The 12,063-nt window shown below is 67.1% G+C and carries 11 protein-coding genes; 9 read left to right on the top strand and 2 right to left on the bottom strand.

Annotation, left to right across the window (positions count from 1 at the left end):
* Positions 1 to 113: 113 nt before the first annotated feature.
* The 3 genes from leuA to BOSE125_RS06690 are packed head-to-tail and all read left to right on the top strand — an operon-like array spanning position 114 to position 3,564.
* The gene (leuA, locus tag BOSE125_RS06700) at positions 114 to 1,910 is read left to right on the top strand and encodes a 2-isopropylmalate synthase (RefSeq protein ID WP_159551116.1); all 1,797 of its coding nucleotides are present in this window, start codon (positions 114 to 116) and stop codon (positions 1,908 to 1,910) included.
* The gene (gene recO / locus BOSE125_RS06695; protein WP_159551114.1) at positions 1,910 to 2,740 is read left to right on the top strand and encodes a DNA repair protein RecO; all 831 of its coding nucleotides are present in this window, start codon (positions 1,910 to 1,912) and stop codon (positions 2,738 to 2,740) included. Before leuA ends, recO begins: the two co-directional genes overlap by 1 nt.
* A gap of 17 nt (positions 2,741 to 2,757) precedes the next feature.
* Positions 2,758 to 3,564: an isoprenyl transferase gene (locus tag BOSE125_RS06690; RefSeq protein WP_159551112.1), complete on the top strand. Its 807-nt coding sequence runs from the start codon at positions 2,758 to 2,760 to the stop codon at positions 3,562 to 3,564.
* On the opposite strand, the gene BOSE125_RS06685 is transcribed toward BOSE125_RS06690, so the two are convergent.
* Entirely contained in the window at positions 3,546 to 4,640 is a 1,095-nt protein-coding gene (locus BOSE125_RS06685) for an alpha/beta hydrolase (RefSeq protein WP_159551110.1), read from the bottom strand. The two genes, BOSE125_RS06690 and BOSE125_RS06685, sit on opposite strands and share 19 nt — an antisense overlap.
* 65 nt (positions 4,641 to 4,705) lie before the next feature.
* On the opposite strand from BOSE125_RS06685, the gene BOSE125_RS06680 reads away from it, so the two are divergent.
* Positions 4,706 to 5,785 carry a quinone-dependent dihydroorotate dehydrogenase gene (locus tag BOSE125_RS06680; RefSeq protein ID WP_159551108.1) on the top strand — a complete coding sequence of 360 codons (1,080 nt, stop codon included), beginning with the start codon at positions 4,706 to 4,708 and terminating at the stop codon, positions 5,783 to 5,785.
* 20 nt (positions 5,786 to 5,805) lie between these two features.
* Here BOSE125_RS06680 and BOSE125_RS06675 read toward each other — a convergent pair whose 3' ends face one another.
* Complete coding sequence (locus tag BOSE125_RS06675) at positions 5,806 to 6,399, bottom strand: DUF3043 domain-containing protein (RefSeq protein ID WP_159551106.1); 594 nt, start codon at positions 6,397 to 6,399, stop codon at positions 5,806 to 5,808.
* A gap of 75 nt (positions 6,400 to 6,474) precedes the next feature.
* Here BOSE125_RS06675 and BOSE125_RS06670 point away from each other — a divergent pair, with 75 nt between their 5' ends.
* The 5 genes from BOSE125_RS06670 to BOSE125_RS06650 all read left to right on the top strand — a co-directional run bounded on the left by BOSE125_RS06670 (position 6,475) and on the right by BOSE125_RS06650 (position 11,728).
* Positions 6,475 to 7,902: a dipeptidase gene (locus BOSE125_RS06670; RefSeq protein ID WP_159551104.1), complete on the top strand. Its 1,428-nt coding sequence runs from the start codon at positions 6,475 to 6,477 to the stop codon at positions 7,900 to 7,902.
* Positions 7,903 to 8,056: 154 nt separating this feature from the next.
* Positions 8,057 to 8,449 carry an iron-sulfur cluster assembly accessory protein gene (locus BOSE125_RS06665; RefSeq protein ID WP_201301153.1) on the top strand — a complete coding sequence of 131 codons (393 nt, stop codon included), beginning with the start codon at positions 8,057 to 8,059 and terminating at the stop codon, positions 8,447 to 8,449.
* A gap of 296 nt (positions 8,450 to 8,745) precedes the next feature.
* A complete protein-coding gene (gene coxB / locus BOSE125_RS06660; protein ID WP_159554832.1) occupies positions 8,746 to 9,621 on the top strand; it encodes a cytochrome c oxidase subunit II in 876 nt (291 codons plus the stop codon).
* Positions 9,621 to 11,330: a cytochrome c oxidase subunit I gene (gene ctaD / locus BOSE125_RS06655; protein ID WP_159551102.1), complete on the top strand. Its 1,710-nt coding sequence runs from the start codon at positions 9,621 to 9,623 to the stop codon at positions 11,328 to 11,330. The genes coxB and ctaD overlap by 1 nt, the downstream gene beginning before the upstream one ends.
* Complete coding sequence (locus BOSE125_RS06650) at positions 11,327 to 11,728, top strand: cytochrome c oxidase subunit 4 (RefSeq protein WP_159551100.1); 402 nt, start codon at positions 11,327 to 11,329, stop codon at positions 11,726 to 11,728. Before ctaD ends, BOSE125_RS06650 begins: the two co-directional genes overlap by 4 nt.
* The last annotated feature ends 335 nt before the right edge of the window (positions 11,729 to 12,063 follow it).

Genomic DNA, 12,063 nt, shown 5'->3' with positions numbered 1-12,063 from the left:
TCGCACCCTGGCCGGGCCGGAACCCCGTTGCGGAGGTAGCTCCACGGCCCTTCCACCAGCCAGACCCCTCCGGTGCACGCACCGGGTTTCACGAAAGGCAGGCGTCCAGCCCCATGCGCAATTTCCAAAAGTCCTCCGGGATGAAGTTCCAGAAGTACACCCCCTTCCAGGACCAGATCGAGGTCCAGCTGCCGGACCGCACCTGGCCGGACCAGGTCATCACCCAGGCACCCCGGTGGTGCGCGGTGGACCTGCGGGACGGCAACCAGGCACTCATCGATCCCATGGGCCCGGACCGCAAGATGCGGATGTTCGAACTGCTCGTGTCCATGGGCTACAAGGAGATCGAGGTCGGCTTTCCCTCCGCCTCGCAGACCGACTTCGACTTCGTGCGTCAGCTGATCACCGAGGACCGCATCCCCGAGGATGTCACCATCCAGGTCCTCACCCAGTCCCGTGAACACCTCATCGAGCGCACCTATCAGGCCCTCGAGGGCTGCCACCGGGCGATCGTGCACCTGTACAACTCCACCTCGGTGCTCCAGCGGCGCGTCGTGTTCCGCGAGGACATGGACGGCATCGTGGACATCGCCACCACCGGCGCCCGTCTGTGCCGCAAGTACGAGGAGCAGATGACAGGCACCGAGATCGTGTACGAGTACTCGCCGGAGTCCTTCACGGGCACCGAGCTGGAGTTCGCCGTCCGCATCTCCAACGCGGTCGGTGAGATCCTCGAGGCCTCCACGGACCGCCAGATGATCCTGAACCTGCCCGCCACCGTGGAGATGGCCACCCCGAACGTCTACGCGGACTCCATCGAGTGGATGCACCGCAACCTGGAGAACCGCAGTGGCATCATCCTCTCGCTGCATCCCCACAATGACCGCGGCACGGGCGTGGCGGCTGCTGAACTGGGCTACATGGCCGGCGCGGACCGCATCGAGGGCTGCCTGTTCGGCAACGGGGAGCGCACGGGCAATGTGGACCTGGTGACCCTGGGCATGAACCTGTACAGCCAGGGGATCGACCCGATGATCGACTTCTCCAACATGGATGAGATCCGCCGCACCGTGGAGTACTGCAACCAGCTCCAGGTCGCTGAGCGCGTGCCCTACGGGGGAGACCTCGTCTTCACCGCCTTCTCCGGCTCCCACCAGGACGCCATTAAGAAGGGCTTCGAGTTCATGGACGCGGATGCCGCCGAGGCCGGCACCGACCGGGACGGGATTCCGTGGGGGGTCCCCTACCTGCCGATCGATCCGCAGGACATCGGCCGCTCCTATGAGGCCGTCATCCGGGTGAACTCGCAGTCCGGCAAGGGCGGAGTGGCCTACCTGCTCAAAAGCGAGCACAACCTCGACCTGCCGCGCCGCGCCCAGATCGAGTTCTCCCACGTCATCCAGAACATGGCCGACTCCCAGGGCGGGGAGGTCACCGGTGACCAGCTCTGGCAGGTCTTCCAGGACGAGTACCTGCCGGCCGATGACCCGGCTGATGACAGCGCCCGCTGGGGCCGCTACCGCCTGGGCCTCGTCAACTCGACGACCGAGGAGGACGGCAGGTTCACCATGACCGCCGAGGCAGAGGTGGACGGCGAGAAGCGGGAACGCACCGTCACCGCCAACGGCCCCATCGCCGCCCTCGTGAAGATCTTCGCCGACGATGGCCTGGACATCCGGGTGCTGGACTACTCCGAGCACGCGCTGTCCGAGGGCGGATCTGCAATGGCCGCCGCCTACGTCGAGTGCGCGGTGGGGGATCGGGTGCTCTGGGGCGCCGGCCTGGACTACAACACCACCATGGCCTCGTTGAAGGCGGTCATCTCCGCCGTCAACCGTGCCCTCCGGGACGATGAGGAGCTCGCCCAGGCCGTGGCCGGCCCGGGGGCCGGGATGGATGCCAGGGCCTAGTGTCCGGTTCGGGTGGACGCTCGACGGGGCGGGGAGGCGCAGGCTACGCGGCGAACAGCTACCGCACGAACGCCCTGGTCCTGCGCACCTACAAACTCGGTGAGGCCGATCGCATCATCGTGTTGCTGACCCCCGGCCACGGCCAGATCCGGGCCGTGGCCAAGGGGGTCCGCCGGACGACATCCAAGTTCGGCGCCACCCTGGAACCCTTCATGCTCTCCCGGCTGCAACTCGTCCGCGGACGGAACCTGGACATCATCACGCAGGCCGAGTCCGTCACGCCCTACGGGCAGTGGATCGCCCAGGACTATGATGCCTACTCCGCCGCCTCCGCCATGGTCGAGACCGCCGAGCGGCTGACCGTGAGCGACATCGGGGAGGTGGGTGAGGGCGGGGAGCCGCCCCGGCCGGACGGGAGGGTTGAGGCGCCCAGCCAGTACCGGCTCCTCCACGGGGCACTGGCGGCCCTGGCCCGTGGCACCCACGCTCCCCGATTGTTGCTGCACTCCTACCTGCTGCGGTCCCTGGCCACCGCCGGCTGGGCAGCCAGCTTCACCACCTGCTCCAAGTGCGGGGTCCCCGGACCCCACCGCTCCGTCAACGTCACCCTCGGCGGCAGCGTCTGCGACGACTGCCGTCCGCCCGGCTCAGCGACGCCGGCCCCGGCCACTGTGGAACTGCTCGCGGCCCTGCAGACAGGCCGCTGGGAGGTCGCCGATGCCGCACCGGAACAGGCGCGCCGGGAGGCGGCCGGTATCGTGTCCGGGTACCTCCAATTCCACCTGGAACGCCACCTGAAGTCCCTGACCGTCATGGACCAGAGCCCCTGAACCCGAGGACCGAGCACATGCCCTCCCGCCCCTCTGCCCACCGGCCTGCCCTCGCCGAACCGTATCCGCACCCGTCGGGAGCCCGGCCGCCGCAGATGGATCCGCGGTTCATCCCCCGCCACGTGGCCATCGTCATGGACGGCAACGGGCGGTGGGCCAACCAGCGCGGACTGCCCCGCACCGAAGGTCACCGGGCCGGGGAGGCCGCGCTGCTGGACGTCATGGCCGGTGCCGTGCAGCTGGGCATCGAACACGTCTCCGTCTACGCGTTCTCCACCGAGAATTGGAAGCGGTCCCCGGACGAGGTCCGCTTTCTCATGGGCTTCTCCCGGGACGTGCTGCGCCGCCAGCGGGACACCCTCGATTCGTGGGGGGTGCGGATCCGGTGGAACGGCCGCCGCCCCCGGTTGTGGACCTCCGTGGTCAAGGAGTTGGAGATCGCGGAGGAGCAGACCCGCGGCAATACCCGGTGCAACCTGACCATGTGCGTGAACTACGGATCCCGCGCCGAGATCACTGATGCCGTCAAGGCCATCGCCCGTGAGGTGGAGACGGGGCGGCTGACGCCCTCCGGGATCCGCGAGGAGACGATCGCCCGGCACCTGGACGAACCGGATGTTCCGGACGTGGACCTGTTCCTGCGCACCTCCGGAGAACAGCGGCTGTCCAACTTCCTGCTCTGGCAGTCGGCCTATGCCGAACTCGTGTTCCTGGACACGCTGTGGCCGGACGTGGACCGCACGACCCTGTGGGACGCCGTCGAGGTCTATGCCCGCCGCGACCGCCGGTATGGGGGAGCGGTGGATCAGGCAGGACCGGCGTAGGCCCCCAGCCAGCGGAACATCTCGCGAACGGCGTCACGCCGGATGGCCTGTGGCGAGGCCATCACGTCATGCAGGGCACCGGCGTGCCGGACGACCGTGACGTGCCGGCCGAGCCGGGTGGCACGCTGCGCCAGGATCTCCACGTCGAGCACGATGTCCGCCGCCGTCATGTCCTGGCGCCACCCGGCTGAGAAGACCGTGCGGTCCGAGAGCATCACATAGACCGGCTCCGACAGGCCGAGTCCCTCGGCCACGGCGGCATGGCCCGTCATCACCGCCTTGAGCCAACCGCCGGGCACCTCGAAGGCGTACTGCGGACGCCACAAGGGGTGAAGGTCCCAATCGCCGTCCGCGGCGGAGGACACCGTGCGCCAGTAGTGGTCCACCCGGGGCAGCTTGAGGAAGTTCTTCGGCTGCAGCCGCACCACCGGGTCCAGGACGGCGGTGGCCATGTGGCGGACCAGTGCCGAGCCCTGCATCTCCAGCCACGGGCTGTTCAGCACGAGCGCCCGCGCCCGGCCGGGATGCCGGGATGCCCACAGGGACAGGATGAGCCCTCCGGTGGAATGGCCCATCAGCACGGGGGCCTGGTGGTGTTCCCGTCCAATGGTCCGCAGCGCCTGGCCGATCTCGTCGTCGTACACCTCGAGGCTGTCCGCCCACCCCGGTGTCTGCCCGGGACGCAGCGAACGGCCGTACTTACGCAGGTCCAGCGCGTAGAAGGCGTAGCCGCGCTCCTCGAAGTGGTCCGCGAGCGGTGCGTTGTAGAAGTAGTCGGACCAGCCGTGGACGTACAACACCGGAATGCGCGACGCCGGCCGGGCACCGATCGCGTTCGCTTCGCCTGGGGCGTCACCCACCGGCCCGCGTGCCGGCGTGCGAGCCCGTGTGCGAGCCGAACGGACCAAGGTCGCCGCGTTGGGGCCCTCCTCGTCCACCTCGAGGGGGATCGTCAGCCGCTCGAAGCCCTCCAGCAGATCGGGGACCCACACCCCGGGCGGGGAATCCGTCAGGAGCGTGGGCTCCGCGGTGGGGGCGAAGGGGGTGTCCCCGGACGGCTGGTCGGTGGCGCTCATATGAACGCCATGCTAGAGCCGAAATGTGGGCCGGGCCAGCAGCGGAATCGTGGTTCCATAAGTGCATGACTGCTCTGCCGCGCGAGGCCCGCCTCTATCCAGCCTTCTTCAACACGTTCTTCAAGGGCATGGACGCCGAGAAGGCGCATCACGTGGGCTTCTCGATGATCCGTGCGGCGGAGTCCACCGGTGCCTCAGTGGGCCTTCGTCGGGCCACGCGGCCGGCGAAGACACTGACGACGCGGGTGATGGGCCTGGACTTCCCCTCGCCGTTCGGACTCGCGGCGGGCTTCGACAAGCAGGGCCTGGGCACGGCGGCCCTGGCGGACCTCGGCTTCGGCCATATCGAGGTCGGCACCATCACCGGTGAGGCACAACCGGGCAATCCTGCTCCGCGCCTGTTCCGCCTGGTCGAGGACAGGGCGCTCATCAACCGGATGGGTTTCAACAACGACGGCGCCCGCGCGGTGGCTCCGCGGCTGAAGGCCACCCGGCAGACGCTGACCCGGCGTTTCGGCCGGCGTCGACCGGTACTCGGGGTGAACATCGGCAAGACCAAGACGGTGGCACTTGAGGAGGCGACGCAGGACTACCTGGCCTCCACTGCGGCCCTGGCAGTCCACGCCGACTATCTCGTGGTCAACGTGTCCTCACCCAACACGCCGGGACTGCGCCAACTGCAGGACATCGAGGCTCTGGCACCGCTGCTGGCCGCGGTGCGCGAGGAGGCGGATCGGACCACGGGCCGTCACGTGCCGCTGGCCGTGAAGATCGCCCCGGACCTGGCTGACGACGATGTGGACTCCGTGGCCGCGATGGCCGTGGAACTGGGCTTGGACGGGGTCATCGCCACCAACACGACGATTGCCCGGGAGGGGCTGGCCACGCCCGCTGCCGAGATCGAGACCATGGGGGCCGGGGGCCTGTCGGGGGCACCGCTGAAGGAACGGTCGCTGGAGGTCCTGACCAGGCTGCGCGACGCGCTGCCGCATACGGTGGCCCTGATCTCCGTGGGCGGGGTCACCACCGGTGCGGATGTCCGTGAGCGGCTCGAGCTGGGGGCGGATCTGGTGCAGGGCTACACGGCGTTCCTCTACGAGGGACCGTTCTGGGCGGCCCGGATCAACCGCGAGCTGGCGCGGTAGTCGCGGCCACCTCGCGTGGATCAGTCGGGGAAGTGACCGCGCTTGGTCTGCGGCTTGGGCAGACGCAGTTTGCGCAGCTGCATGGCCCGCATGACGCCGTACCAGCGCACGCCGCGCTCGACCTCACCGAACTTCTCCGCCAGACGTCTCTTCAGCTGGAAGGAGATGAGGACGCCCTCCAGCACCACCAGCAGCACGATGGCCCAGAGGGAGAAGGTCAGCCAGATCTGCAGGTCTGACTGGGGCAGGAACGCCAGGAAGACGTAGACCAGCACGATCACCATGAGCCATTCGCCCACACCGGTGCGGGCGTCCACCCAGTCACGGGCGTAGCGCTTCTGCGGGCCGCGGTCACGCAGCGGCATGTTCCGCTCATCGCCGGTCTCCATGGCCACGCGCATCTTCTGGCGCTCGACCATCTCCGCATCGCGAGCGGCCTTGCGGGCCGCCTTGCGATCTTCCGGCACCAGCGGACGGCGGCGGGCGGCCTCCCGCTCCGCGCGCGTCGGCGTCGGCCCCTTCTTGGCCTGATGGCGCGCGGCCGTCTGCTCGGGGGTCTCGATCACGGGCGCCGACTCAGGGGCGGGGGTCTCGGTCTTCTTGCGTCCAAACACCCATCCATTCTAGGCGGAGCCGGAGCCTCCGGGAGTCAATGCTGTGACGGCTGCCATCTCGCTAGGCTGGGCCTCATGCCTGAGACGCCCCAGACCCCGCCCGCCCTTGACCTCGACCCCGAGACGATCGCGCGGGTCACCGCTGCCGTGGAGGAGCGGTTGCCGCAGACGGTGGCCACGCTCAAGGAGCTCGTGGCCATCCCCGGCATCGCCTGGGACTCCTTCGACCGCGCTCCGCTCGAACGATCCGCCCAGGCCGTCGCCGAACTGATCCGGTCGCTGGGGCTGGAGGACGTGGAGATCCTGACGGAGACGCTGGTGGAGACCGACGGCACGGAACGCCCGGGGGGACCGGCCGTCGTCGCGCGCCGTCCGGCGCAGCCGGGGAAGCCGACCGTGCTGCTCTACGCGCACCACGATGTCCAGCCGGTGGGGGAGCTGGCGCTCTGGGAGACCGAGCCGTTCACCGCCGTGGAGAAGGACGGCCGGCTCTATGGCCGTGGGGCGGCGGACGACAAGGCGGGGATCATGGTGCACCTCGCCGCCCTGCAAGCCATGCTCGACGCCGGCGCCGACTCGGGCGTGGGGGTCACCTTCTTCATCGAGGGGGAAGAGGAAGCCGGCTCTCCGACCTTCCGGACCTTCCTCGAACGGCACCGTGAGAAGTTGGCGGCCGACGTCATCGTGGTGGCCGACTCCGCCAACTGGAGAATCGGCGTCCCGGCTCTGACCACGTCATTGCGGGGACTCGTGGATGGCACCATCGGCGTCCGGGTCCTGGACCACGCCGTCCACTCGGGCATGTTCGGAGGCCCGGTGCTCGACGCTCCGACCTTGCTGGCGCGCCTGATAGCGACCCTGCATGACGAGGAGGGGAATGTGGCCATCGCCGGCCTCGAGCAGCAGCACCACTCGTCGATCGAGTACCCGGAGGCGGACTACCGCGCCGACTCCTCCGTGCTGGACTCCGTGCGGCTGGCCGGCACGGGGCCGTTGGCGGACCGCCTGTGGAACAAGCCGGCCCTGAGCATCATCGGCACGGACGTGACCCGGCTCGACGTCGCGTCCAACACCCTGCTGCCCGAGGCGCGCGCGAAGTTCAGCCTGCGCCTGGGTCCGGGCATGGACCCGGTCACGGCGATGGCCGCCGTGCGTGATCACGTGGAGTCGGTTCGATCCACCGCGCTGTTGGGCGCGGAGGTCATCTTCGAGCCGGGGGAGACCGGCCAGCCTTTCGCCACGGACACCTCCGCTCCCGCCGCCCGGTCGATGATGGCGGCCCTCCGGGAGGCCTTCGGGGCCGAGCCGGTCGAAGCTGGCATGGGTGGGTCCATTCCGTTCACGGCCGACCTGGTGGAGCTGTTCCCGGAGGCAACCCTGCTGATCACCGGCGTCGAGGATCCGGATTCCCGGGCCCATTCGGCCAATGAGTCCCTGCACCTGGGCGACTTCCGACACGCCGTGCTGGCAGAAGCCCTGCTGTTGGCCGCCGTCGGTCACTGACCTAGACTCGACAGACACCGAAGGTCTCGATCCGGTCGTCGGGAATGAACCGTCCGGACCGGGTGTTGGGACCGGGGAGAGTGGCCTCCGGGCCGCCCCACCGATCGGCCCGTCGCCGAACCGGGGGAGCACGCACGCAGACGAAGGAGCGAGCATGAGCGTTTCCGCAGAATCCACCGAGACCGAGATCCCGACTGCCCAGCCGGCAGAAGGCCTGGACGCCCACGAGGTCCAGCTGAGCGATGTGGCCGCCGCCAAGGTGCGCACCCTGCTGGAGCAGGAGGGCCGCACCGATCTCCGTCTGCGCGTCGCCGTGCAGCCGGGCGGTTGCTCCGGCCTGATCTACCAGCTCTACTTCGATGAGCGTGTGCTGGACGGCGACGCCTTGCGAGACTTCGACGGCGTCGAGGTCATCGTGGACAAGATGAGCGTGCCGTACCTCAGTGGCGCCTCGATCGATTTCGAGGACACCATCTCCAAGCAGGGCTTCACCATCGACAACCCGAACGCCGGTGGCTCCTGTGCCTGCGGTGATTCCTTCCACTAGGTCTTCTGTACCACGCGACGTCGGGCATCCGAGCCAGGAAATGGTTCGGATGCCCGACGTTTTTGCGTGTCATAGGGCAGACGACCAGGGCGGTAAGCTCTACAGTAGGTAGTAAACCTAGGGGTCCCCCTGTGGCATTTTCGTTCCCGCCCAGACATTGTCTGGGGAGAGCGCGGCCACGGGAGGCATTCGCACTCGAGATTGAAGAGGAAGGGCCGTCTGTGAGATCGCAGAATCAAGCCGGCAGCCGTGGCAGGCGTCTCCTGAAGGGGGGAGCGCTTGCCGTCATGGCAGCCATGGTCCTGTCCGGTTGTTCGGAGCAGGTTCAACGAGGATTCCTGCCCGGCACACGGGAGACCACCAACCAGTCCGCCCAGATCACTGATTTGTGGGTCAACTCCTGGATCGCAGCCCTGATCGTGGGCCTGGCGGCCTGGGGCATGATGCTGTGGTGCATGGTCGCCTACCGTCGGCGGAAGCATGACAAGGGCTACCCGCGTCAGATGGCGTACAACGTCCCGATGGAGACGCTGTTCACCGTCGTGCCGGTCATCATGGTGCTGACCCTGTGGGGCTTCACCGACCGTGTCCAGCGTGAGATCGACACCCCCGTGGAGGACTCTCCGCTGACCGTGGAGGTCTACGGCAAGCAGTGGGCCTGGGACTTCAACTACAGCTACGAGGGCGAAGAGAAGCACTACCAGGGCGTCCAGGCGCAGCTCGACGGCACCGAGGGTGTCGAAGAGACCCTGCCGACCCTGTACCTGCCGGTCGATGTTCCGGTCGAGTTCGAGCTGAAGTCGCGCGATGTCATCCACTCGTTCTGGGTTCCCGCGTTCCTGCGCAAGCTGGACATGGTCCCCGGCAAGTCGAACTTCATGTACCTGACGCCCACCGAGGAGGGCACCTTCCAGGGCAAGTGCGCGGAGCTCTGCGGCGAGTACCACTCGGAGATGCTCTTCAACGTCGAGGTCGTCTCGGAGCAGGAGTTCACCTCGCAGCTGTCCCAGATGGAAGACGGCCACGTGGGCGACGAGTACAACCGCAATCCGAATGAGCATCCGGATGGCGCCCAGAACCAGGAAGTGCCCCTTCAGGGTGACGGAACCACCCGCGAGGACGCCGGCGGCCCGACCGGTGGCGAAGACTCGACGGTCGAGGGAGAGAACTGATGACCACTTACGAATACGCCACGGATGACGCGGCTGCGGCTCAGCCGCGGGTGGTGCCCGAGTCCAAGGGCAAGATCATCGTCAACTGGATCACCAGTACCGACCACAAGACCATCGGGTACATGTACCTGATCGTCTCCTTCCTGTTCTTCTGCATCGGCGGCGTCATGGCGCTGCTGATCCGCGCCGAGCTCTTCGAGCCGGGCATGCAGTTGCTGCAGACCAAGGAGCAGTACAACCAGCTGTTCACCATGCACGGCACGATCATGCTGCTGATGTTCGCCACCCCGCTGTTCATCGGTTTCGCCAACGTCATCATGCCGTTGCAGATCGGTGCACCGGATGTGTCGTTCCCCCGTCTGAACGCCCTGGCGTTCTGGTTCTTCCTGTTCGGCTCCATCATCGCCGTGGCCGGCTTCCTCACCCCGCAGGGTGCCGCGTCCTTCGGCTGGTTCGCCTATGCGCCGCTGTCCAACACCACCTATTCGCCGGGAGTGGGCGGTGACCTCTGGGTCTTCGGCCTCTTCCTGCAGGGCTTCGGCACGATCATGGGTGGCGTCAACTTCATCACCACCATCCTGACGATGCGCGCCCCGGGCATGACGATGTGGCGCATGCCGATCTTCACCTGGAACACCTTGATCACCGCCATTCTCGTGATCATGGCCTTCCCCCCGCTGGCTTCGGCACTGGGTGCGTTGGGCATGGACCGTCGTTTCGGGGGCCACATCTTTGATCCGGAGAATGGTGGCGCCATCCTGTGGCAACACCTCTTCTGGTTCTTCGGGCACCCCGAGGTCTACATCATCGCGCTGCCGTTCTTCGGCATCGTCTCGGAGATCATCCCGGTCTTCAGCCGCAAGCCGATCTTCGGATACAAGACCCTGGTCTTCGCGACCACGGCCATTGCCGCACTGTCCGTGACCGTGTGGGCGCACCACATGTATGTCACCGGCTCCGTGCTGCTGCCGTTCTTCTCGCTGATGACCATGCTGATCGCCGTCCCGACGGGCGTGAAGTTCGTCAACTGGATCGGCACCATGTGGCGTGGTTCGATCACCTTCGAGACCCCGATGCTCTGGAGCCTCGGCTTCATGGTCACCTTCCTCTTCGGTGGCCTGACCGGTGTCATCCTGGCCTCGCCGCCGCTGGACTTCCACGTCTCCGACACCTACTTCGTGGTGGCGCACTTCCACTACGTGGTCTTCGGCACCGTGGTGTTCGCCATGTTCGCGGGCTTCTTCTTCTGGTGGCCCAAGTTCACGGGCAAGATGCTCAACGAACGTCTGGGCAAGATCCAGTTCTGGATGCTGTTCATCGGCTTCCATGGCACCTTCCTCATCCAGCACTGGCTGGGTGTCATGGGCATGCCGCGCCGCTACGCCGACTACATGGTCGAGGACGGTTTCACCCTGATGAACCAGTTCTCCACAATCTTCTCCTTCGTCCTGGGCGCCTCGCTGATCCCGTTCTTCTGGAACGTGTACACCACGGCGCGCAAGGGCAAGAAGATCACCGTGGACGATCCCTGGGGCTTCGGTGGTTCCCTGGAGTGGGCGACCTCCTGCCCGCCCCCGCGCCACAACTTCCACTCCTTGCCGCGGATCCGTTCGGAGCGTCCGGCACTGGACCTGCACCACCCCGAACTGTTGCCGACGTCCCCGCAGCATGAGCCCGAGGTCTTCGGAGAAAAGGCGGCTGCCAAGTGAGAACCAATGTCAAGCTGTTCACGATCCTCGGTGTCTTCCTGATCGTTGTGGCCACGGTCTACGGCTTCTGGGTCCGGTGGACCGAATGGGCCGGGATCCCCGCCCTCTACGCCGTGGCTGGCCTCTCCCTGATGGTCGCCGTCTTCCTCTGGCTCACCGAGCGCAAGTTCGGCCAGGGCCCGGATGACGACGAGCACGGAGAGATCTCGCAGTACGCCGGCACCTACGGAAGCTTCGCTCCGTGGAGCTGGTGGCCGTTGGGCCTCGGCCTGGCCTGCGCTGCACTGGTGCTCGGTCTCGCCATCGATGCCTGGATCGCCTTCATCGGCGTCGGTGTGGGCATCTACTTCCTGGTCGGCTGGGTCTTCGAGTACTCGAAGGGTGATCACGCCCACTGATCTGATCCGCTCCGCAGGCGCGGCAGTAGCAACGGCTGAGGCCGGGAAACCCCACGTGGGTTTCCCGGCCTCAGCCGTTTCACCGTCTCCACGTGTCGACCGGCCTGATGGTGCGAGTGCGGGGGAGCGAGCGTGACCGAGTCTCTCCCGAGCCGCCGGCGCACGGGCACCATCACAACTCAACAGCGTCCACGAGGCCATAGAAGCCGCTCACCGGCGCCATCTCCGGTGGATCAGACGCTGGGCTGGCGACGGCCAGAGGATACTCTTGCAGAGCTCGGAGGATGCTGCTGGCATAGAATCCTATGCGGCTGTCAAGGGACACCGGGATTTCC

It is taken from the genome of Citricoccus sp. K5, from assembly GCF_902506195.1.
Lineage (GTDB): Bacteria > Actinomycetota > Actinomycetes > Actinomycetales > Micrococcaceae > Citricoccus.
The sequence above is the reverse complement of the archived record's forward strand: the minus strand, read 5'-3'. Positions and strand labels throughout refer to the sequence as shown.